Origin of the sequence: Leptothoe sp. PORK10 BA2, from assembly GCF_034932105.1 — a bacterium.
Classification (GTDB): domain Bacteria; phylum Cyanobacteriota; class Cyanobacteriia; order Phormidesmidales; family Phormidesmidaceae; genus Leptothoe.
In genome coordinates, this window is sequence record NZ_JAYGIG010000114.1 from 167,692 (window position 1) to 190,530 (window position 22,839).

Below are 22,839 nucleotides of genomic sequence, written 5' to 3' on the forward strand. Positions count from 1 at the left end.
TTCTAGGGACTGGTGTTACCATCTCTGAAGGGGATTGCGTTATCTGACCCATGCCCGAGCTGATGGAGGATTGAAAAAAATCCCTTGGGTGGCTGTTGAAATTGGTCGGTTTTCGCTAGAGTATGGGGGCAATCCCTTACTGATAGCCTGGATAAGGGATAGTGCATAATATAAAGGCATACTGTCAGACAACATATGTATTCATCAATGTTTCATCCTTGCCACAGTACAAAAGAGTCGGCCCTGTCCGGTTCTAGGCTGTCTGGTGGCAATGACGGAGCAAGCAATATGCTGCCGATAGTTTTAGAGCAATCAGGACGCGGCGAACGAGCTTTTGATATCTATTCGCGGCTCCTTAGGGAGAGGATTGTTTTTCTAGGCAGTGGTGTAGACGATACTTTGGCCGACTCGATTGTGGCTCAGCTACTTTATTTGGACGCTGAAGACCCTGAGAAAGATGTTCAGATTTACATCAATTCTCCAGGGGGATCCATTACAGCGGGCATGGCCATATACGACACGATGCAGCAAATTCGTCCGGATGTCGTAACCATTTGCTTTGGATTAGCTGCTAGTATGGGGGCATTTTTGCTATCTGGCGGCGCTAAGGGGAAACGAATGGCCTTGCCGAGTGCTCGTATCATGATTCACCAGCCCCTAGGGGGGGCTCAGGGACAAGCGGTTGATATTGAGATCCAAGCTCGAGAAATTTTATATTTGAAGCAACGATTAAATGAGTTACTGGCTGGTCATACTGGGCAGCCTTTGGACAAGATAGCAGAAGACACCGAGCGGGATTTCTTTATGTCTGCCGCTGATGCCGCTGATTATGGTTTGATTGACACCGTGATTTCTCGAGATACTGCTGCCAATTTGATGTCAACGCACTAGGTTAGGGCAAATATGTCTAAGTATGACTCCCATCTTAAATGTTCCTTCTGCGGTAAGTCTCAGGAACAGGTGCGAAAGCTAATTGCTGGTCCAGGAGTTTATATATGTGACGAGTGTGTTGACCTTTGCAATGAAATCTTAGACGAAGAACTTTTTGATTCCAGTTCTGCCGTTACACCTCCGGCTCCTCGTAGGGAGCAACCTCCTGAGCGTGGTCGTAAATCGCCATCTCATATTTCCCTGAGTCAAATTCCTAAGCCTCGGGATATTAAATCCTATTTGGATGAGCATGTGATTGGTCAAAATGAGGCCAAAAAAGTGCTGTCTGTGGCGGTCTATAACCACTACAAACGCCTGAGCTATGTTCAGTCGGGTGGTGATCCGGGAGAAGATAGTGTAGAACTGCAAAAATCGAATATTTTATTGATTGGTCCAACCGGGTCAGGAAAAACTCTGTTAGCTCAAACCCTGGCCAAAATTTTAGATGTGCCCTTTGCGGTAGCCGATGCAACTACGCTGACCGAAGCCGGTTATGTAGGGGAAGATGTTGAGAATATTTTGTTGCGGCTTTTGCAGGTAGCAGACCTGGATGTCGAAGAAGCTCAGAGGGGCATCATTTATATCGACGAAATTGATAAGATTGCTCGCAAAAGTGAGAATCCATCGATTACTAGGGATGTATCTGGAGAGGGGGTGCAGCAGGCTCTGCTCAAGATGTTGGAGGGTACGATAGCTAATGTTCCTCCCCAAGGTGGCCGCAAACATCCTTATCAAGACTGTATCCAGATTGACACTAGCAATATTTTATTTATTTGCGGTGGTGCATTTGTGGGGCTTGACAAAATTATTGAGCAACGGATTGGCAAAAAATCCATGGGTTTTGTACAAGGTTCGGCAGATAACCAGACTCAGTTCAATCGTGATCAGCGAACGGCCAATGTATTAAAGGATTTAGAAGCTGATGATATTGTCAAGTTTGGGATGATTCCTGAGTTTATTGGCCGAATTCCTGCAATTTCAGTGCTGAATCATCTGGATGAAGATGCGTTGATGGCTATTTTGACAGAGCCTAAAAATGCTCTGATCAAGCAATTCCAGAAACTAATGCTGATGGATAATGTAAATCTGGAATTTAAGCCAGATGCTATTCGAGCGATTGCCCAGGAAGGTTATCGTCGCAAGACGGGGGCACGGGCCCTGCGCAGCATTATTGAGGAAATTATGCTTGACATTATGTACGAGCTGCCTTCAAGGAAAGATACAAAGCGTTTTCAAATTACTCGGGACATGGTGGAGAAGCGTTCTACTGCAGAGCTTCTGGTACATCCTTCGTCATTGCCTAAGCCGGAATCTGCTTAGATCCTATCAAGTTGTACCTTCGGGTTGTCTGGATAACCAGTCCAACTTTTTAGATGTGGGCAAGGTTTAATTAAAACCGAGCATTATCTAGTTTAGTTTCCCTGAATGGGATTCTATATGGAATATTGCTGTCCTGAAGGGTTGTGCCATGGCTTACGTAACGCTCAATGGAGTTGATCATTATTACGAATGGATTTGTGATGGCCCCCAAGGGCATCGGCCTACCCTTGTATTTCTCCATGGATGGGGAGGTTCAGCTCGGTATTGGGAACGTACAGCTCAGGTAATGAAGCAGGATTTTGACTGCTTGCTATACGACTTACGAGGGTTTGGGCGCTCTTCGGCTGCTCAGAACATGACACCTGATTTGGGTGAGTTAGAGAGTTTTGCTGACGATCTTGAATGCCTGCTGGCTACCTTAAAGTTAGATCGTGTATTTATCAGCGCCCATTCCATGGGGGCTTCGGTGGCTCTGTATTTCCTCAGCCGTTATCCCCAACAGGTAAATAGGGCGATTCTTACTTGCAATGGCTCCTTTGAGTATGATGAGCTTGCTTTTAAGGCGTTTCACCAGTTTGGCGGTTATGTCGTGATGTTTCGGCCATCGTGGCTGGCTCGGATTCCATTGGCCCCTCAAATGTTTATGTCGCGGTTTCTCAAAGGGCAAATTCCCTATGCTGATAAAAAGGTATTCTTGAACGATTTTTTACAAGCTGATCAAGCGACAGCCTTAGGGACCTTAAAGGCTTCGGTCAGTAAACATGCTACAGAAGCAATGCCCCGAGCTTTTTCCGCTATTAGTGTGCCGACATTGCTCATATCTGGGCAATACGACAGAATTACCCCAGCGGAGCTAGGGCGTCAGGCTGCTTCCCTGAATCCCAACATTGAATACTTTGAAGTACCAGAAACTGGTCATTTCCCAATGCTCGAAGATGCCACAACTTATCTGTCGATATTTAAAGACTTTCTGCATGGTCAATCGCTAGCACAGCATTAGAGGGCTTGTTGAGGCTCAACTTCCGCTTTGCTACCGTGGTTGTAAGGCTATTGAAGGATTGTATGCTCACGTTTTGCCACCAGTGACTTGCCAGGACATGAAAGGACTGTATGGGATGATCAGTCCTTAGTCGGGTTGGCTAAATCCTCATCTGAAAAGGACTGATGTTTAGGTATGAGAGTAGATTTACCAATGTGATGTTCAACATTTTTTTTGACGAAAAAAGTTACATAGATAAACCTTGATGGGAACTCTTAATACAAGCAAGTGACGCAACTATTCTAATTTAGGAAAACCCTTTTCAGACTCTGAGCTATAGGTCTGAAAGATATTTGTTCTATAGGAACATTATGATCGATTCTGAAATTATTGAAAAATAGATGTAAAAGCCTAGAACTTATTTGAAATTGATCTAAATAACTAACCTATACAAGTAAAAGAAAATAAAAAATAATTTTTTATAAAAATCTATTCTTTAGGAAAATGTACTGGTTAGATCGCATTAATGTATTTTACCGTATGCATTTGAAAGATCTGAAACTAAGTAATTATTTAAACAGCCAGGGTGAATATACGGAGTATCTCAGGAAATTCATAGACTGAGTCCCGTAATCCAACGATGGTGAGGTTAAGTCAACATCCCGACAATGTACTTAAATCACGATTTAACTCCCTGACACAGGATATTTAGCACACTATGGCTACTCAAACCTCATCGCTTCGCTCTCGTGGGATGGAGATGCTGATGGCATATAAGCAAAGGCCATCAATCAAATTGCGTAATGATTTAGTTCGCTTAAATGCAGGTTTGGTTCGGAAAATAGCGCATCGCGTCAGTCATCAATGCGCCGAGCCCTATGAGGACCTTGAACAGATTGGTTATCTTGGTTTGATTCGCGCGATTGAGCGATTTGACCCAAGTCAGGGATGCGCTTTTAGTTCCTTTGCGGTTCCCTACATTCGCGGTGAAATGCTTCATTTCCTAAGGGATCGGGGTTCCACTGTTAAAATCCCTCGTCGTTGGCAGGATTTACAAAAGGCGAGTCAGAAAATGCAGGCCGATTTGCTGCGGCATTACGGTCGTCAACCTTCTGATTATGAAATGGCGGATGCTCTTGCCATTTCGGTTAAGGAGTGGCGTCAGGTCAAGATGGCTAATAAAAACCGTATGCCCCTCAGTTTGGATGCAACGGTGTGTCACCAAACTGATTCAACGATTACCCTGGGAGACACTCTGCCCGATGTGCATTATCAGCTACTGCAAGCTTTGGAAGAAGATCGGCAGCAGCTACAGCGGGCGCTGAGTCAGCTAGAGGAGAAAACCCGTTCGGCCATTGAGTTTGTCTTTTTTAAGGGGCTTTCCCGTAAGGAAGTGGCTGAGCGCATTGGGGTTAGTCCGATGACGGTAACTCGTCGCATTCAACGGGGGGTGGATCAAATGATTACTTATTTGCAACCCCAGGCATTGCAAACGGACCCTTAAATTAGTCGGCAGCATCAATCATCAGTGGCTATAAGTGGCGGCGTGGGTTATCCCACGCCGCCACTTGTGTATTGAGGTGTATTGAGGGGCAGTCTCCTGAACGGGTGTAATAAAATCAATAGGTGTGGCATAGGGGAGATAGGAAGCGTGGCACCTAAAGGGAATAACTGGAACGCCACGGATAAAGCAGCATGTAGCCAGCTGCAGGCTCAGTTGGCTACATGCTGGCAAGCGATTGATTGTTTTGATCGGGCCCCTAGACAGATTTTGGTTGTGCCTTCCCTCAGTTTGGATCAGGAGGAATTAGCCAAGGTAGAGGGGGTGCATCACTATGAAGAGCGTTTGCTATTTGCGTTGCTTCATCTGCGGAACCCCAATACGTCTTTGATCTATGTGACGTCCCAACCGCTGCATCCCAGCATTGTGGATTATTATTTGGAGCTATTGCCGGGGATTCCTAGTTCCCATGCCCAGAAACGCTTGCGCTTATTTTCTACCTATGATGGCTCGCAGCGGCCCTTGACTGAGAAAATTTTGGGCCGACCGCGTTTAATCGAGCGTATTCGTCATTGCCTTTCCCCTCAGGAGGCGTACATGGTGTGTTACAACTCTACGGACTGGGAGCAGCGGTTGGCTCTGGCCTTAAATATTCCGCTCATGGCTTTGCCTCCAACCTTGTTGGAGTTAGGGACTAAGGCCGGTAGTCGGGAGATTTTTGCTGCCTGTGGTGTGCCTCATCCAGAAGGAAGTGGTCTCTATCAGGCTCCTCAGGATCTGGCTAGGGCTGCGGCTCAGCTTTGGGAGCGGCAACCAGGTTTAAAGCGCATTGTTATTAAGCTGAATGAAGGATTTTCGGGGGAGGGGAATGCCCTGCTGATGTTGGAGCCATTAGCTGGCGTTGCTCCTGGTATGGCATCCCATCATGACCGGGTGAATGCTGTACTGAAGGCTTTGATGAATATGCGTTTTCAGTATGTGCATGAAACTTGGCAGCATTTTAGTCGCAAAATTGGGGAGTTGGGTGCGATCGCAGAAGCCTTCATTGAAGGCGACATCAAGCGCTCCCCTAGTGTCCAGGGCCATATCAATCCGTTTGGCGATGTGGAGATCCTCTCCACCCACGACCAAATCCTCGGTGGGCCAGATGGCCAAATCTTTTTGGGCTGTCGGTTCCCCGCCGATCAGGCCTATCGTATGGAACTCCAGGAAATGGGGCTGCGGGTGGGGGAAATCTTAGCTCAGCGCGGAGCCCTGGAGCGCTACAGCGTTGATTTCATTGCGGTGAAATCAGGGCAATGCTGGGAATTAAATGCCATCGAAATCAATTTGCGCAAGGGCGGCACCACCCACCCCTTTATGGCCCTACAGCTCTTGACCAACGGTCGTTATAACCTCAAAGACGGCCAGTTTTATACCCCCCAAGGTCAACCCAAGTATTACCGAGCCTCGGATAACCTACAAAAAGACCAATATCGGGGACTGCTACCGGACGATTTGATGGACATCATCATGGTGGAACAGCTGCACTTTAATTCTATTGCCGGTACGGGCGCCGCTTTCCACCTCATGGGTTGCCTATCGGAACATGGCAAACTTGGCGTTACCTGCATTGGCAATACCCCCGAAGAAGCGGAGCAGATTTATGAACGGGTGGTCACCGTCCTAGATAGGGAAACCAGCTAATTATTTTTCATCATGCGCTCAATGTCGCGTTTTTCCTGCTTTTGCTTCAGGGATTCCCGCTTATCGTGGAGCTTTTTACCGCGTCCAATGGCAATGTTCACCTTAACGCGCCCCTTTTTTAGGTACAGCTTCATGGGCACTAAGGTGAGGCCCTTTTCTTCCACTTTGCCAATCAGTTTACGGATTTCTGCCTTGTGTAGCAGCAGCCGCCGTGGGCGGCGCGGCTCGTGGTTATAGGCCTGGTTGGTCATGTCATGGGGCGAAATGTGGACATTGAGCAGCCAAACTTCACCATTTTTGACTTGGGCATAGCCATCACGCAGATTAACCTTGCCTGCCCGAATGGACTTTACCTCGGTGCCCTGGAGAGCAATTCCAGCTTCATAGCTATCTAAAATTTCGTAGGTAAACCGGGCCTGGCGATTATCAGCCATGATTTTAAAGCCGTCACTGGGCTGGGATTTTTTGTTTGTTTGCGCCATTGACCTAACTTCCCACCACTATCCAGAACACCCGGTCTGCCATTATACGAACTATTCCACGACGACACACCATTCATGCAGCTCGTAGTTTACACAGCCGTTTTGAATCAGTGGGTCAGCTTGAACAATGGCTTCGGCCTCGGCTAGGGACGCCGCCTGGAATAGCAGCATGCCGCCGCCCCGCTCTGCCCAATAGCCAGTTTTCGCCCGATGCCCTTTAGCGATGAGACCTTTGACATAGTCCACATGGGCTGGCACAAACTGATCAAAGGTGGCTTTATTGACAATGCCGTGCTCAATTTTGACAAACCAGACCATGAGCAAACAGATTGATAAAACGGTGTGGATAAAACAGCCTATTTATAGTCCCCTGGCACCTCGCCCTGGAAATAGGTACTGCAAAAGATTTGGCAAATATACTCAAGACATATTGTAGGAACATTGGGGTTCAAACCATGGATTTGCAGCGATTCTTCATTGCCCTAGTGCCCCCACCTGAGATTCAAGCTTCAGTCAATGAGATTAAACGCTATTTTGACCAGTGCTATGGCTCCCGTCAGGCCCTGAATTCGCCCCCTCACATTACATTACAGGCACCCTTTGAGTGGTCTAACGAGCGGGACCTTAGGAGTCTGACGGAGGGATTGAGGGGGTTTGCGGCAGGTCAAGCGGGTATGGAGATCTCCCTCCGCAATTATGGAGTCTTTCCACCCCATGTCATCTACATTGACGTGGTGCAAAGTCCAGGCCTAATGGGCCTCCAGAAAGACTTGGCGATGTTCATGGAAAATAGTTACGGCTTTGTAGATCGCCGCCATGCCAACTTTTGCCCCCACATGACCGTCGCCTTTCGGGACTTGACTAAAGCGGCTTTTGACCAAGCTTGGCCAGAGTTTCAGCAAAAGACGATCACGTTTGACTTCATGGCCATGGAGCTCACCCTACTGTGCCATAACGATCGCCACTGGCAAATTTCTCAACGTTACCCTCTGGCTCCTATGGCCCCGCCCTCCAACCCAGAAGTAACCTCCAGTTAGCGTTCTCCTCGGAGCAGATGGGATGATCTAGTGTGACAATCTAGCCTTGATAGCACCAAGCGGCTTGGAAAAAGTCCCGTTCACACACCATGGCATGACGATAGGTGGACCGAATGAGCTCACTGTCTTCGGCATATTGGTCCACGATGGCTTCCAACAGACTGGCCAAGGGCTCAAACTCATCACTGCTGTAGGTGGCAATCCAGTCCCCATAGATATGGGTCGGCACCCCCCCTTGGGCCAACTGCTGCCCCAGGTAGGCATAGAGGCGCATGCAGGGGGACATGGCGACTGCTGTCACTCCGATGGGCTGACTCCAGGCAGTCGCCAGTAAAAAATCCGTATATTGCCGGGTGGCCGTCCCTGGAGTTACCTGGGCTAAGTCCACCTGCCAGCTTTGGGCATAGCTTTGGTGTAGCTTAAGCTCCGCCAGGACTCCGGCGGCCAAATCATGAAACACATGGAAACTCTGCCATGTGGGGGCTTTGGCCGCAGCAATGCTATAGGCCCTGGCAAAAGCTTCTAAAAAAAAAGCATCCTGGCCTACATAGTAGGCAAACGTCGCCTTGGGTAACGTGCCATCCGCAATGCCTTGGACAAAAGGATGGTTCAGGCTATCGTTGGCCAGATCTAGGTGCTGTTGCCAAAGCTTAGAGGAAAGGGCCATAGGGAATGGGGGCAAATTGGTTTGCGGGTGACATTATAGAATTAACGGATACCTCCAACCCGATTTGCCCTAACTGCCCGATGCTAGATCTTGCCGACCTAAAACGAGAAAGCGACCTATTGACCAACCGCCTGGGCAAAGCTCAGGAGTATCTTTGACCTGCCTGCCATCCAAGCAAAAATTGATGACCTGGAGCAGGTCGCTGCCCAACCGGACTTTTGGGATGATCAGGAACAGGCGCAGCAAACCTTGCAAATCCTGAACGAATGTAAGTCTTACCTGGAGCAGCTCCATACCTGGAATACCCAATTGGGGGATATTCAAACCATCGCAGAGCTGTTGGAAATGGAGTCAGATCCAGCGCTTTTGAGCGAGGCTCAAGCAACGGTCAATACCCTGGCGAAAGCCCTGGATCAGTGGGAGCTAGAGCAGTTACTGTCAGGTCCCTATGACAAAAATAGTGCTGTGCTCACCATCAATGCTGGGGCTGGCGGTACCGATGCCCAGGACTGGGCCGAGATGTTGCTGCGGATGTATACCCGTTGGTGTGCCCAGCATGGCTATGGCGTCAAACTGTTGGAGGAATCTAAGGGGGATGAAGCTGGGTTGAAATCGGTCACCCTAGAAATAGATGGCCGCTATGCCTATGGTTACCTGAAGGCGGAAAAGGGCACCCACCGCCTGGTGCGCATTTCCCCGTTTAATGCCAATGGTAAGCGTCAGACGAGCTTTGCGGGGATTGAGGTGATGCCGGTGCTGGACGATACCATTAACCTGGATATCCCGGCTAAAGAGTTGGAAATTAAGACATCCCGTTCCGGTGGAGCCGGTGGTCAAAACGTTAACAAGGTGGAGACCGCTGTGCGGATTACTCACCTGCCCACGGGGCTGTCGGTGCGATGTACCCAGGAGCGATCGCAACTACAAAACAAAGAAAAAGCCATGGCCCTACTCAAGGCCAAGTTGCTGATCATTGCCCAGGAACAGCAGGCCCAGGCTGTGGCTGACATTCGGGGGGACATGGTAGAAGCCGCCTGGGGCAACCAAATTCGCAACTATGTTTTTCACCCCTATCAAATGGTCAAAGACCTGCGCACAAATGTCGAAACTACGGCGGTGGACGATGTCATGAATGGAGATCTCGATCCGTTTATTGAGGCATTGCTGCACCAGGAAAATCAAATTACCCAAGCCACGCCAGTGTAGACAGCACCCTGTCAGCCAGAACTGATACATTACTTAATATTTACTGGTACCCTCGATGACCCAATCACCTCTCCCTCCCGTCGATGCTCAGTCCACCGAGCCTCAACCCACTGAGCCCCAACCTAGTTACGTCAAACTAGCCATGCGCAACATGGTGAAAAAAGGCGGTAAATCCCTATTCCATTTTTTTCTGACGGCCGTGGGCTTGATGGGGTTACTCGTGGGCCTAGCCTACCTCACTCGATGATTTCAGTGCCCCCTACCCCCCTTGAATTAGAGCTCTGGGTCGAGACGGTTGGCTCGCTGTCGGAGACAGAACGGGCTGAACTACCTTCTCCGGAGACTTGGCAAACTTGGTTCAGGGCGTGGCTGACTGAACTCACCCCCACTGCCTCCCCCATTAACCGCTACGAAGTCAGTCTTTTACTCACGGACGACGCCACTATTCAGCAGTTAAACGCCACCTATCGCCACCAAGACAAAGCCACTGACGTCTTGGCCTTTGCCGCCCAGGAAACGGATATGCCGGGCGCTGAGGAAATGTACCAAGCCGCTCCCCTACCCCTGGGGGATGTGATTATTTCCGTAGAAACGGCCCAGCGCCAGCGTCATGGGGCCAACTACTCCATCACCCAAGAACTCGCCTGGTTAGCAACCCATGGCCTCTTACATCTACTAGGATGGGACCATCCTGACGACTCTAGCCTCAATAGTATGTTGGATAGGCAAAGTAGTCTTTTGAGGCAACTCGACTTAATTTCTTAGGATTTCTTAGGATTTAGATGTTAATCACTGAACCTGGGTAGGTAATATACGGTTACGGATTTTAATGAAAATTTGCAAAAATGACTGAATAGTAATTGTTTTGGGAACTAATTAAGCAGTTCTGGGATTTGATTAATTAAGGGTCCGAAAAGCAGTCAAGTTTGTTTGATGGACCAGTTAGGTAAACTGCCACATTCTGTGGTGGGTTCTGTCCACTAAATTGCACAGTTTTAGTGCTGTTGTACGGACTGATATATGTCATCTCTAGGGTTTGTGTATGTCTATTTCCTCTAACCTTCAAGCCGCTCCTAAAAGTAAAAAGGAAAGCAAAACTGCTTGGCAGGTCGCGCCTGATCTGTTTACGAGTTTTCGCTATGCATGGGCCGGCATTGTATATGCCGTTAGAACCCAGCGAAATTTCCGGATTCATTTAGCTATTGGGTTAGTGGCCTTGTGTCTGGGAATATTGCTGCATATTCAAGCGATTGAAGCGGCGGTGGTGGTGGTCACCATCAGTGCTGTTTTGGTGATGGAACTGATGAACACGGCCCTAGAGTCCGTGGTGGATCTAACCGTGGGGCAGACCTATCATGAACTCGCTAAGATTGCGAAGGACTGTGCCGCTGGCGCTGTCTTTATCTCGGCCATGGCGGCGTTGCTGGTGGCGATGTTTATTTACTTGCCGCCGCTGTTGGTGCTGTTAAATGTAGGAATCGCTTAAGCTAGGCTAACTGAGTTTTAGGCAAGCAATGATTTTAGTCATTGATAATTACGATAGTTTTACGTACAACCTGGTGCAGTATTTAGGTGAGTTGGGGCAGGCCCTCGCCCTTGCTGCAGATATCCAGGTTTTTCGTAACGATCAAATTACCCTGGAACAGATTCGTGCCCTGGCACCAGACGGGATATTGATTTCCCCCGGGCCGGGTACTCCTAACGATGCGGGTATTTCCCTAGAACTGATTAAGGAATTGGGTCCGACGGTCCCTATCTTAGGGGTGTGTTTGGGGCATCAAAGCATTGGTCAGGTGTTTGGTGGCACCGTTACAGCGGCTTCTGAACTGATGCATGGCAAGACCTCTCCCGTGATTCACACCAACCAGGGGGTATTTGCCGGTTTGGAAAATCCCCTGACGGCCACCCGGTACCACAGCCTGATAGTGGACCGCGATAGCTGTCCTGATTGTTTAGAAATCACCGCCTGGATCGAGGACGGCACGATTATGGGGCTGCGGCACCGACAGTATCCCCATATTCAAGGGGTGCAGTTTCATCCCGAAAGTGTGTTGACCCAGTCTGGCAAACGGCTACTGCAGAACTTCTTGAGTGCTATTCCTAGGCGGTTATCGGTGGCCGTTTAGGGGCGTACGCTATTCCTATGCCATGGCAGGCTAACCATAAAACTGTCTATCTTGCTTAGCGAGTGTCCCAAGGCTATGGCACTATAACAAGTCATGGACAGTTGATTTGAATGGGATGTAAGGACATATGAAACGGCGGCAATTGCTTCAGAATGCCAGTGCGGCATTGGTTAGTACCCTGGGTCTGGGAATTGCCTCTAACTGGCAAACCTACCAAGCTCAAACAGGTAGCTTGACGGTTACATCCCTGGGGCACATGTGTTTCAAGTTTGCTGGTGGTGGTCAAACTATTTTGACTAATCCCTTTGATCCACGGGGCTGTACCGAGGGCTACAGTGCACCTTCCCTAGGTGGGGCAGACTTGGTCTTAGTCAGCAGCCGATTGCTGGATGAAGGATTTATTCCTGAGTCGGTGACGGTTAGACTGCTGGATGAACCCGGCGCTTACGAAATTAATGGTTTAAGTGTTCAGGGGGTAGGGATGCCCCACGATCGAGAGGGGGGCAGACGCTTTGGCACCAATACAGCGTGGCTGTGGTCCCAGGCTGGAATTAAAATTGTGCATTTGGGGGGAGCCGCGGCTCCGATTGACCTGGAGGATAAGATTTTAATTGGTCGCCCTGATGTTTTGCTAGTGCCCGTTGGGGGTGGACCCAAGGCGTATAATCCGGCTGAAGCGGTTGCTGCGGTCGAGAGTTTACAACCCAAGGTGGTTATCCCCACCCAATATCGCACCAGTGCCGCCAGTAGCAGCTGTGAACTGGAGGCTGTGGATGAGTTCCTTGGACTGATGGCGGGCACGCCCGTGGATCGGGTAGGCAGTAGCCTAACCATTCAAGCGAGGAGTCTGCCCACTAGTGGGATGCGGATTAAGGTGATCTCCTAAATGGTTTAACGGCTGACATGTCAATGAATCCAGACTATCAACAACGGCGACAGGCTGTCTTGGCCGCCATTGGCCAAGGGACGGCTATTTTTGGGAGTGCGCCAACCGCTGTTATGCATAACGATGTGGATCACCCATTTCGTCAGAATAGTGATTTTTTCTATTTGACGGGGTTTAATGAGCCGGGTGCGATCGCAATCCTTGCCCCCCACCATGGGGAGCATCAGTTTGTTCTGTTCGTCAGGCCCAAAGATAAGGAGCAAGAAACCTGGTCGGGCTATCGCGCGGGGGTGGACCTGGCCAAGGAAAAGTATGGGGCCCATGCAGTCTATCCGATTGAAGAACTGGCCGAAAAGCTGCCCCAATACGTCGAAAATGCGGACCGACTGTACTACCACTTCGGGGACGATGCCCCCCTAGACCAGCGTATCCTGTCCCTATGGCGACTGCTGCTAGGCAAGTACCCAAAGCGGGGCCGAGGCCCCGTGGCCATCGAAGACAGTCGACTATTGATGCAGCAGTTTCGCCGGGTCAAAAGCGCTAGCGAACTCGATCAAATGCGCACCGCCATTGCCATCTCTGCCAAGGCCCATAACCATGCCATGGCCATGGCCCGCCCCGGTCGCTATGAATACGAGATCCAAGCGGAAATGGAGCACATTTTTCGCCTGGAAGGAGCCCTAGGACCGGCCTATCCATCCATTGTGGCCTCCGGTGTCAACGCCTGCATTTTGCACTACATCGAAAATGAGCGCCAAATGGAGCCGGACGATCTATTGCTGATCGATGCAGGCTGCGCCTATGGCTATTACAACGCTGATATTACCCGCACCTTTCCCGTGGGGGAGCGCTTTACCCCTGAGCAGCGTATCCTTTATGAGCTAGTTTTAGAGGCCCAGCTGCAGGCCATTGAAGCGGTCCAACCCGGACGGCCCTTTAATCACTTCCATGATGCGGCTACCCGGACGATTACCGAAGGATTGGTAGACTTGGGATTGCTCCAGGGTGATGTGGCCACGCTGATTGAAGATAAAAAGCATAAGGCCTTTTTTATGCATGGCACGGGCCACTTTTTGGGGCTTGATGTCCATGATGCGGGCACCCTGCGCAACCCAGATAAAACGTGGCAGCCCTTTGCCCCTGGTAATGTGGTGACCGTTGAACCCGGTATTTACATTTCCCCTAACTATGAGCCAGAGGAAGGTCAGCCAGTCCTAGACGCGCGCTGGCTTGGCATTGGTATCCGGATTGAAGATGATGTGTTGGTCACCCAAACGGGGCACGAGATTCTCACCGCAGCCGTACCCAAGAGCCTTGCCGCCATGGAAGAACGGGGTTAGACTCAGTACCGCCTAGGGAGCTGGCGGCCGGTTGCATTTAATGATTTTGTTAAGGGTACTCTAAGCCACGGGTCAGCAGCCGATCATGGGCCAGCAGTTGATCCTCCCCTATGGCTTGTTTCATCTGGAGAAGCTAGGGATGGAGAGTGGGCTATGGACGGACGTTAGGGTCGCGCCTAGGTTCTTGTCTGAAATGATCAAAGTCCAATGAATCAAGGGAAGGGGCATTTAATAAACCGCACAAGATCAACCGTTCAAGAACCCGCGCAAATTTGATGTTCAATATCTCAAACATTGCGCAAATGCGGTTACTCTTGTTTTGCAACGCTGATCCTGGGCTTACCTGAGCATGTTCTGGACTGATCCAGGCATGTACCGAGTCCTTGGATTATCACTGTTGAAAGGAACTAAAGCTGTGCATTGGAATCCTTTATTTTCTAAAGCGTTCACCCGAGGGATGTCTAGGTTGACCGCCGGTGTTGTGGGTATTGTGGGGGCGGCCTTGATTGCTTTGCCAGCAGAGGCGGCAAATCTTCAGTTTTGGCGCTTTGACCAACAGGAAAATCGGCTGACATTTACCACCGATACCCAGGTACAGCCCAGGGCCCAGCTGATTTTTAACCCCACCCGTCTGGTGATTGATCTGCCGGATACCCAGGTGACCAGCTCCACTACTCGACAGCGGCTTCAGGCCGGTCTACAGGAAGTTCGCGTGGGGCAGCTGGATGCTCAAACGGCTCGGATTGTGATTGAATTGGCACCGGGTTATACCCTAGATCCTCAGCAGGTGCAGGTGCGGGGCGAGACCAATCGCCGGTGGTTTGTCCAACTGCCCGATTTAATCGCCGACGATGGCTCGATAGCAGCCAATACAGACCGTTCCGAGCAAACGGCCCAGGCGACTAACCAGTCTACTAATCAGGTGACGGACGATAATAATGGGGCTAGTAATCTGTCTGACACCGCCACCCAGGTGCAAAGTATTGTTGCCACAGCCGATGGCTTTTTTATTCGGGTGGCAGGCAAAGCGCCGGAGATCCGACTTCGTCGTTCCCGCCGCCGTGATCCAGAACGCAAAATCATCTTCGAACTACCCAACAGTTCCATTGCTCCGAATCTAACGCCAGAGGCGTTACCCAATAATCGCTACAGCATTGAGACCTGGGAGGTATCCCAGACCGATTCATCGGTGTTAATTGCCATTACCCTGGGGGATGATAGTCCTGACTGGCGGGCGATTGTGACTGATATTAGCCCTAATTTTCGGGGGATTGCTGTGCTGCCTGATGGTGTGGCGATTCGGGATATTCCCGATAGCGGCGCCCCTAGGGATACTGTTCCGGCCCCTGCCGATCCGATTACCATTCGCCCCCCAGGCGACAATTTACCGCCTCGGGAATTGCCGCGTCGCCCATCCTCCGTGGAGGAGCCATCTGACTCTAATGCTCTACCCCAGGTACCCCAGGGGCGCATTGTTGTAGCACTGGATCCGGGGCATGGGGGACGTGATCCCGGGGCCGTTGGCATCGGTGGTTTGCAGGAAAAGCAGGTGATTTTTCCGATCTCCCAACAGGTGGCCTCCATTCTGCGGGAGCAGGGGGTGGAGGTGGTCATGACCCGTAATAGTGACATTGAGGTAGATCTGGACCCACGGGTTCAGGTTGCGGAACGGGCCAATGCTGATCTTTTTGTCAGTCTCCATGCCAATGCCATTAGCCTCAGTCGGCCTGATGTGAATGGCTTGGAAACCTACTATTACTCAGATGCTGGGGCTCGTTTTGCCCGTACGGTTCATGACACTGTGCTCCGTACCATGGGCATGTCTGACCGGCAAGTGCGCCAGGCTCGATTCTATGTGATTCGCCAGACCTCTATGCCCGCCATTTTGATTGAAGTTGGATTTGTCACAGGGGCTGAGGACATTCATAACCTGCGGGATCCGGAGTGGCGCAGTCGGATGGCTAATGCGATCGCACAGGGAATTCTGACCCACATTCAGCGGGAGTTTTGAGCACGGTTTTTTAGGCCAGGCTAAGTATCTAACCAAAAATGGCCTGCCTATTTATGCTCCGGGTGCTCCGCCGCCTCACAGGCCTCACCTAGGGTGTTAATCGTGCGAATTAGCTGCTGTAAGCGGCCAAAATCCCGGTGGTTAAACTGAAAAGCTAGGCGAGGTAGGGCTGCCGTCTCGTCCTTTTCCTCTTCTGGCAAAGCGTCTATCAGCTCAATTTTCCCCGCCGCGACAATATCGCCAAACAAGTTATTCAGTTCCTCTAAAGCTCCGGGCCTCAGACAGGAATTGAGGCGTAATACTAAGCGATTATCCACGTATCTACTGGAGTGGAACACTCGATAATAGTGGGTGATCTCATGCCACGCATCATCGATGTTGTCGGTAATGACGTACAGGCTGGGGTCATCCGGGCTAATCAACTGATTCGCCATGAGGTGGTCACGCACATAGCTATCCCAGCCTTTCCAGTAGTTGCCACCGGGATGATCAATTAGCACAATTGGCATGGGCTCTGCCTTGCCCGTCTGCACCAGGGTTAAGGATTCAAACGCTTCATCCTGGGTGCCAAAGCCGCCTGGAAAGACGGCCAGGGCATCACACTCGCGCACAAAAAACAGTTTGCGCGTAAAAAAGTACTTGAAGGTGAGCAGCTTCGGATCATTTTCCATAATAGGATTAGACCCTTGTTCAAACGGTAGCTGGATATTTAGGCCAAAGGAGTGCTCTGCCCCTGCCCCTTCATTCCCCGCCTCCATAATGCCGGGACCTGCCCCGGTCATCATCATAAATCCCTGGTGGGCTGCCCGTTGGGCAAATGCCTTGGCCAACTGATAGTCAGGATGGGTTGCTGGAGTGCGAGCCGAGCCAAAAATGGCAATTTTGCGCGTGTGGCGATGGGGATAAAAACCCTGGAAACCCAGCTCCATATCCTGCAATGTATTGCTTAAAATCTTCCAATCCAAGCGATCAGCTTCCCGACCAATCATTCTCACCAGAGTTTCTAAAATCTGTTGGATTAATGCCCCGTGTTCCATGGAGGGCAGTTGGGTGACGATTTCAGAAATCTTTTCTTGCAAGTGAGTGGGTAATTTTGTGGGAGAAGTGACCATAAAACACACATTAGTGAAGATGTTTGACCTTATGATTCAAAGCCTTTGGGCCCTTTGACCAGGTTGGCAATGTTTCAGCAATTGGGCCGCTTGTGTATGCTACTGCAGTTGTCAATTAATTCCTGTCAATTAATTCCTTGTAAAGTTCTTTTCCACCTTAAAGAATAAAACTAAACCACGCTCAAGTTATAGCAAACGTCCTGATGCATTAGGACGTTTGTGCGTCACCTTGGCTCTGTAGCCTAACGCCTTCAAGGGATATGAATTGTTCTAACCAAGATGACCAACGCGATCAAACCTGTAGTTTTCTCACCGAGGCTTTCAAGCTGTTCTGAAACATTGCCAAAAATAATGGTCTCAACATTTACTTGTTGAGACCATTAAAAATACTAGAGCTGCCGAATCCATAGAACACACCTATAGGTGAGCTAAATGTCTTGCTATTCCCACAATCTCTCAGGGAGTTACTAAAAGTGGCTGATCCCTCAAGTGTAGCTATTCAGAATCTATAGATACTTTTCTAGGGTATTTGCCAGGGTCGTTTTCGGGACAGCACCAACCACCATGTCAACGCGCTGACCGTCTTTGAAAATCATCAGTGTGGGGATACTGCGGATACCATATTGACTAGCAATCTTGGGGTTATCATCCGTATTGACCTTGACAACCTTCACTTTGCCGTCGTACTGCTCAGAGATTTCGTCCACCACGGGGGCAACCATCCGGCAAGGACCACACCAGGGCGCCCAGAAGTCTACCAGCACCGGCAGCTCACTCTTAATAACTTCTTGGTCGAATGTCGAATCTGTGACTTGTGCTGCTGACATCCTTAAATTCCTTGTTGTCAAATATCAGATTCTTACCATAGCTGATTTTGGCCTGTGACTCATATCAGCACTGAAGAAATCAACCTTAAGAATAACTCGTTATGAGCGTCTGTATTCTCTGTCAACGTTTTATTACTTATTTGAAATTATGATTGGCCACCTTCCTAGGGGCATCCAAATGCCTAAAACATTGGCATTTTATCTATATCGGTGCTCCATATAGGAACCGCCTAAACCAAATAGGTTTAGGCGGAGTGTGGTGTGAGGAGTGAACGGAAACTTTCGTCTCCGCTTTCTGTACTATTGTAGGTCAAGTTTCAGCTTTTGCCATCCCCTACATCCTAGGTCTGGTGAGGGCTTTACGTTTCGTATTATTGTGTCTGCAAGAAAAAATGGGGGTGGTGATGGCGGTCATCATGGGCAGTGATGCCGATCATGCTGGGGGATAAATCCTGCCTTCACAAAACAATTTTTTGTTAACTAAGGTTGCCTTTGAAAACGTTATTATCATTTCCAAAATAATGGGTTCTTGCTTGACAAAAATTGCCTGTTTTAAACCCAATCTATTTGCCCATCCCCAATTGTTGAGCTTTTTGGTAAACCTTTCCTTCAGTGAGCAATGAAGGGGCAATGACCACCTCTACTTGCTGCATATCCTTCAGATCCTTAGCTCCCAATGTGCCCATGCTCGTTTTTAATGCCCCTAGCAAATTATGGGTGCCATCATCCAGACCCGCTGGACCCCTTAAAATCTGCTGCAGGCTGCCGGTGGTCCCCACCTGAATGCGCGTCCCTCGCGGTAGGACAGGGCTAGGGGTGGCCATCCCCCAATGAAAGCCTCGACCAGGAGCTTCAGCGGCTCTGGCAAAGGGAGAGCCAATCATCACCCCATCGGCACCAGAGGCAATGGATTTACAGATGTCCCCCCCGGTCACCAGGCCGCCATCGGCAATTACGGGAACATAGCGTCCGGTTTCCCGCTGGTAGTCATCTCGAGCCGCTGCACAATCTGCGACAGCGGTGGCTTGGGGTACACCCACACCCAGTACCCCCCGTGAGGTACAGGCGGCCCCAGGGCCAATGCCAACGAGTACTCCAGCAGCTCCAGCCTTCATTAGGTCTAAGGTGACTTCGTAGGTGACGCAGTTGCCCAAAATTACTGGCATGGGCATTTCAGAGCAGAACTTAGCTAAATCTAGAGGGACTACTGCTTCAGGAGATAGATGGTTGGTGGACACCACTGTTGCCTGAATAAAAACGAGATCGGCCTCGGTGTCAGCTACTGTTTGACCGTATTTAGCCGCGCCCAAGGGGGTGAGGCTAACCGCTGCAATCCCCCCTTGGGATTTAATATCTGCAATCCGTTGCTGAATTAGTTCTGGTTGTACTGGTTGGGCGTAGATTTCCTGCATTAGGGGCACAAATGCTTCTTTTCCCACGGATGCGATCCGGTCCAGCACCGGGTTGGGATCGGCGTAACGGGTTTGGATGCCCTCTAGGTTTAGTACCCCCAAGGCACCCAGCTTTGAGAGTTCCACCGCCATACGAACATCTACTACACCATCCATTGCGCTGGCAATAATGGGAATTTCACGTTCTATATTGCCAAGGGTCCAACGGGTGTCGGCCAATTCGGGATCTAGGGTTTTGGGTCCGGGCACCAATGCGATTTCATCAATGCCATAGGCACGTCTTGCTGTTTTGCCACGACCAAGTTGAATATTCACTTATCTCTCCTTCCCAAGATCATTAGGTAAGCCTAGCAAAGAAAGAAATCTATTCTCAATTGTTTGTTGCTAGGTCGCTGAGGAATTTGGGTGAGTCTGTGCCTGTTCTATTGGTTTTCTATTGGTTTCATGACAGCCCGATGCTAATGGACTAATCAGGGTATGCTCGACCATAGACTTATGGAATGGATTTCCTTCTAGAGCAAGATCCCTTCCTGTTATTGAGTTATGGGTAACCACCGTGAATTTATCTTCACTAAAGTTTTTTAGGAATCTGAGGGCTAATAATCGTCAGTTTGCGGTTATTGGTCTAGGGCGCTTTGGTCGAGCGGTCTGCATGACCTTGCATGGTATGGGTTATGAGGTTTTGGGGATTGATTCTGATGAGTATCGTGTGGCCCAGGTATTGACGGATCAAATCGCTGCCCATGCGGTTCAACTGGATTCAACTCAGCCCTCGGCGTTACAGGAAGCGGGTATTCCTGATTTTGATACGGTGATTGTGGCCATTGGCAACTACATTCAAGAGAGCATTATTACTACGCTGAATGTGAAAGAGGCGGGGGTGGCCAATGTGGTGGCCAAGGCGTCCACTGAAATCCATGGCAAACTTTTGCAGCGGGTGGGGGCTGACCATGTGGTGTTTCCAGAGTTTGAGATGGGGTGCGAATTAGCCCGTTCCCTGACCCGGCCAGGGGTGCTGGACCGATTTGAACTCGATCCCGACCATAGCATTGTGGAGGTGGTGGTGCCTCGGGAATTTGATGGTAAGACCATTGTTGAGCTGGATTTGCGGAACCACTACGGTCTGACGTTGATGGCCGTCAGCAAGGAGCATGCCATGGATAAGTTTGATATTAATCCTAGCCCGGTGACGCGGCTGCGGGCGGGCTCTCTGATGGTGGTGGTGGGAGCCAATAAGGGCATTGATAAATTGCCGATGTAGGTGATGGGGCGATGGGGATTGATCTAGTTCTACGGCGGATATTGCATGATTGGGGTGGTTAGGAAAGGATGAAAGTCATTGGCCTCATGAGCGGCACCTCCGTTGATGGTATTGACGCGGCGTTGGTTGAGGTTACGGGCACGGGCTATGGTGTCCAGTTTGAGCTACTGGCCACCCACAGTGCTGACTATCCACCTGGGCTGCGCGATCGCATCCTCTCAGTCTGTGGTGGAGCCTCATTGTCCATGGCTGACATGGCGACCATGGATGATGAGATTGCGATCGCATTTGCCCAATCGGCCCAGCAGTTGGGAGCAGCGGATCTCATTGCTTCCCATGGCCAGACTGTTTTTCATCGTCCTCCTACCGCCAGTCAGTTGGGCTACAGCTGCCAGCTGGGGCGGGGTGAACTGATTGCGTCGCTCACTCAAACCCCCACCATCAGCAATTTTCGAGCTGCCGATATCGCCGCTCAAGGTCAGGGGGCTCCCCTGGTGCCCCCGGTAGATGCCAGCCTCCTGAGCCATCCCCACCGCCATCGCTGTGTGCAAAACATTGGTGGCATTGGTAACCTCACCTACTTACCCCCTTGGGATAGAACCGGTGCCCCGCCCCCTGGCATTATGGGTTGGGATACCGGCCCCGGCAATGCCCTGATTGATTGGGCCGTTGACCACTTTAGTCAGGGGGCCCTCACCTATGACCACAATGGGCAATGGGCCGCCCAAGGCAACCCTTGCCAGGTTTTGATCGATCGGTGGCTAACCCAGCCATTTTTTCAGCAGCCCCCACCCAAATCCACGGGGCGGGAACTATTTGGGGCTGACTATGGTCACCGGTGTTGGCAGGAGGCCCAGGCCATAAACCTCAGTCAGGTCGATTTTCTCGCCACGTTGACTGCTTTTACCGCTGCCACCATTGTCCATGGCTACCGTCAGCTACCTCGTTTGCCCGATGAGGTTTTGCTATGCGGCGGTGGGAGTTGTAATGGGTATTTGCGATCGCAAATACAAGCCAAGCTACCCAATATCCCCCTACTCACTACCGATGACGTGGGTCTTGACAGCAGCTTTAAAGAAGCCATTGCCTTTGCCATTCTCGGCTACTGGCGTTGGCACCAGCACCCCGGCAACCTGATGGCCGTGACCGGAGCCCGGCAACCCTGTTTACTGGGGCAAGTCCATAGGGTTTAGGAATGACGTCGTTCAAAAAAGTTTGAAAAAAGGGCAGGGATTCAGGCACGCCGTCGTTCAATCCCGCTAGCAAGACTCTGGGTCTTCATCTATTCTGAGGAGGCAATCATTTTCAGGGTTAGATCATCCGTAAACCGTTGGCAATCTCAACCCGACAACCTGAATTAGCCAGTGCTTCATGGGTTAGCACCCCAGGTGTATCACTTTGTGTTCGTAGTGCACAAAGTCAGCGGCCACCATACCCATTAAATAGCATTAGCTAAGGTGGCCATCCATCGAACCTATTCAGCAGATAGTCAAATCCAGCCAGAAACGATCGATAGTGGCCTGTACAAATCGTCATAAAACCATCAGGGAGAACACGTGAATCACAGTTTTCTGATCGAACCAGGACGCTGGACCCTTCAAGGTAATTGGTTAGCTAAGGATTTACTGCCGATGACCGTCAAAGGTAAAATCCTAGTTGCCTGGAACAGTAATGACTGGTTCACCATGGTCACCAAGCTCGTTTTTCCCAATGGAGAACTAGACGATATTTCCCTACAGTACAAAGGACGAATCACCGGTAGCGATCGCCAATACACCTTTGTTCTGCAACATAGCGTCCTCGGTCGAGTAGAAGGTGAAGGCTGGATTGCTCCCATGTCCATTGTTCAACAATATTGGGCGCTCCAGGATAGACAGATGCGTACAGGGTTTGAGACCCTCTATCGCTTGAGTCCCAACCAATACCATTTTTCCGGCGGCATCATGGCTGGTCATCATTTAACCAGCACCATGGAAGCCATTGTTGAGCGCCATCCGGGTTAGACCCTGTGGCTCATTTCAGGCTCATGTGATGGTTCATTTTGTAAGTTGCACCC

General features: G+C 50.2%; 23 protein-coding genes. 17 read left to right on the forward strand and 6 right to left on the reverse strand.

Annotated features, from left to right (window positions below; translation table 11 throughout):
* Nucleotides 1-195: 195 nt before the first annotated feature.
* From clpP to VB741_RS15595, 5 genes are all read left to right on the forward strand, one after another.
* On the forward strand, nt 196-891 hold the full coding sequence (clpP, locus tag VB741_RS15575; protein ID WP_442786370.1) for an ATP-dependent Clp endopeptidase proteolytic subunit ClpP: 696 nt from the start codon (nt 196-198) through the stop codon (nt 889-891).
* Between the two features lie 12 nt (nt 892-903).
* The gene (clpX, locus tag VB741_RS15580; protein ID WP_323366096.1) at nt 904-2,250 is read left to right on the forward strand and encodes an ATP-dependent protease ATP-binding subunit ClpX; all 1,347 of its coding nucleotides are present in this window, start codon (nt 904-906) and stop codon (nt 2,248-2,250) included.
* Between the two features lie 148 nt (nt 2,251-2,398).
* On the forward strand, nt 2,399-3,250 hold the full coding sequence (locus VB741_RS15585; RefSeq protein ID WP_323366097.1) for an alpha/beta fold hydrolase: 852 nt from the start codon (nt 2,399-2,401) through the stop codon (nt 3,248-3,250).
* A gap of 697 nt (nt 3,251-3,947) precedes the next feature.
* Nucleotides 3,948-4,733, forward strand: a complete 786-nt coding sequence (locus tag VB741_RS15590; RefSeq protein WP_323366098.1) for an RNA polymerase sigma factor SigF — start codon at nt 3,948-3,950, stop codon at nt 4,731-4,733.
* A 147-nt stretch (nt 4,734-4,880) separates the two neighbouring features.
* Nucleotides 4,881-6,416 carry a peptide ligase PGM1-related protein gene (locus tag VB741_RS15595; RefSeq protein WP_323366099.1) on the forward strand — a complete coding sequence of 512 codons (1,536 nt, stop codon included), beginning with the start codon at nt 4,881-4,883 and terminating at the stop codon, nt 6,414-6,416.
* Here the strand turns inward: VB741_RS15595 and smpB are convergent.
* Together smpB and VB741_RS15605 are read right to left on the reverse strand one after the other, a co-directional pair.
* Entirely contained in the window at nt 6,413-6,898 is a 486-nt protein-coding gene (gene smpB, locus VB741_RS15600; RefSeq protein WP_323366100.1) for an SsrA-binding protein SmpB, read from the reverse strand. The genes VB741_RS15595 and smpB overlap by 4 nt on opposite strands.
* Nucleotides 6,899-6,949: 51 nt before the next feature.
* Complete coding sequence (locus tag VB741_RS15605; RefSeq protein ID WP_323366101.1) at nt 6,950-7,216, reverse strand: YciI family protein; 267 nt, start codon at nt 7,214-7,216, stop codon at nt 6,950-6,952.
* Between the two features lie 137 nt (nt 7,217-7,353).
* On the opposite strand from VB741_RS15605, the gene VB741_RS15610 reads away from it, so the two are divergent.
* Entirely contained in the window at nt 7,354-7,935 is a 582-nt protein-coding gene (locus VB741_RS15610) for a 2'-5' RNA ligase family protein (protein ID WP_323366102.1), read from the forward strand.
* Between the two features lie 40 nt (nt 7,936-7,975).
* On the opposite strand, the gene VB741_RS15615 is transcribed toward VB741_RS15610, so the two are convergent.
* Nucleotides 7,976-8,602 (reverse strand): TenA family protein, encoded by a 627-nt coding sequence (locus tag VB741_RS15615; protein WP_323366103.1) that lies wholly within the window; start codon nt 8,600-8,602, stop codon nt 7,976-7,978.
* An 80-nt stretch (nt 8,603-8,682) separates the two neighbouring features.
* On the opposite strand from VB741_RS15615, the gene prfB reads away from it, so the two are divergent.
* From prfB to VB741_RS15655, 8 genes are all read left to right on the forward strand, one after another.
* A protein-coding gene (prfB, locus tag VB741_RS15620; protein ID WP_442786371.1) for a peptide chain release factor 2 occupies nt 8,683-9,808 on the forward strand; the annotation gives its coding sequence in 2 pieces (ribosomal slippage) (nt 8,683-8,757 and nt 8,759-9,808; 1,125 coding nt in all).
* Between the two features lie 55 nt (nt 9,809-9,863).
* The gene (locus VB741_RS15625) at nt 9,864-10,055 is read left to right on the forward strand and encodes a DUF3285 domain-containing protein (RefSeq protein ID WP_323366104.1); all 192 of its coding nucleotides are present in this window, start codon (nt 9,864-9,866) and stop codon (nt 10,053-10,055) included.
* A 5-nt stretch (nt 10,056-10,060) separates the two neighbouring features.
* Nucleotides 10,061-10,573 carry an rRNA maturation RNase YbeY gene (gene ybeY, locus VB741_RS15630; protein WP_323366105.1) on the forward strand — a complete coding sequence of 171 codons (513 nt, stop codon included), beginning with the start codon at nt 10,061-10,063 and terminating at the stop codon, nt 10,571-10,573.
* A gap of 277 nt (nt 10,574-10,850) precedes the next feature.
* Nucleotides 10,851-11,294, forward strand: a complete 444-nt coding sequence (locus tag VB741_RS15635) for a diacylglycerol kinase family protein (protein WP_323366106.1) — start codon at nt 10,851-10,853, stop codon at nt 11,292-11,294.
* Between the two features lie 28 nt (nt 11,295-11,322).
* Nucleotides 11,323-11,934, forward strand: coding sequence for an anthranilate synthase component II (locus VB741_RS15640; protein WP_323366107.1), 612 nt, complete (start codon nt 11,323-11,325; stop codon nt 11,932-11,934).
* 127 nt (nt 11,935-12,061) lie between these two features.
* Nucleotides 12,062-12,820: an MBL fold metallo-hydrolase gene (locus VB741_RS15645; RefSeq protein WP_323366108.1), complete on the forward strand. Its 759-nt coding sequence runs from the start codon at nt 12,062-12,064 to the stop codon at nt 12,818-12,820.
* A 23-nt stretch (nt 12,821-12,843) separates the two neighbouring features.
* A complete protein-coding gene (locus VB741_RS15650) occupies nt 12,844-14,160 on the forward strand; it encodes an aminopeptidase P N-terminal domain-containing protein (protein ID WP_442786374.1) in 1,317 nt (438 codons plus the stop codon).
* A 457-nt stretch (nt 14,161-14,617) separates the two neighbouring features.
* Entirely contained in the window at nt 14,618-16,171 is a 1,554-nt protein-coding gene (locus VB741_RS15655) for an N-acetylmuramoyl-L-alanine amidase (protein ID WP_323366110.1), read from the forward strand.
* Nucleotides 16,172-16,218: 47 nt separating this feature from the next.
* On the opposite strand, the gene VB741_RS15660 is transcribed toward VB741_RS15655, so the two are convergent.
* The 3 genes from VB741_RS15660 to VB741_RS15670 form a co-directional block, all read right to left on the reverse strand.
* Nucleotides 16,219-17,283, reverse strand: coding sequence for an LOG family protein (locus VB741_RS15660; RefSeq protein ID WP_323366111.1), 1,065 nt, complete (start codon nt 17,281-17,283; stop codon nt 16,219-16,221).
* A gap of 506 nt (nt 17,284-17,789) precedes the next feature.
* Complete coding sequence (trxA, locus tag VB741_RS15665) at nt 17,790-18,110, reverse strand: thioredoxin (RefSeq protein ID WP_323366112.1); 321 nt, start codon at nt 18,108-18,110, stop codon at nt 17,790-17,792.
* A gap of 563 nt (nt 18,111-18,673) precedes the next feature.
* On the reverse strand, nt 18,674-19,837 hold the full coding sequence (locus VB741_RS15670) for a GuaB3 family IMP dehydrogenase-related protein (RefSeq protein WP_323366113.1): 1,164 nt from the start codon (nt 19,835-19,837) through the stop codon (nt 18,674-18,676).
* 241 nt (nt 19,838-20,078) lie between these two features.
* On the opposite strand from VB741_RS15670, the gene VB741_RS15675 reads away from it, so the two are divergent.
* From VB741_RS15675 to VB741_RS15685, 3 genes are all read left to right on the forward strand, one after another.
* Entirely contained in the window at nt 20,079-20,783 is a 705-nt protein-coding gene (locus tag VB741_RS15675) for a potassium channel family protein (protein WP_323366114.1), read from the forward strand.
* A gap of 68 nt (nt 20,784-20,851) precedes the next feature.
* On the forward strand, nt 20,852-21,976 hold the full coding sequence (locus tag VB741_RS15680; protein ID WP_323366115.1) for an anhydro-N-acetylmuramic acid kinase: 1,125 nt from the start codon (nt 20,852-20,854) through the stop codon (nt 21,974-21,976).
* 363 nt (nt 21,977-22,339) lie between these two features.
* The gene (locus VB741_RS15685) at nt 22,340-22,786 is read left to right on the forward strand and encodes a hypothetical protein (RefSeq protein ID WP_323366116.1); all 447 of its coding nucleotides are present in this window, start codon (nt 22,340-22,342) and stop codon (nt 22,784-22,786) included.
* Nucleotides 22,787-22,839 lie beyond the last annotated feature (53 nt).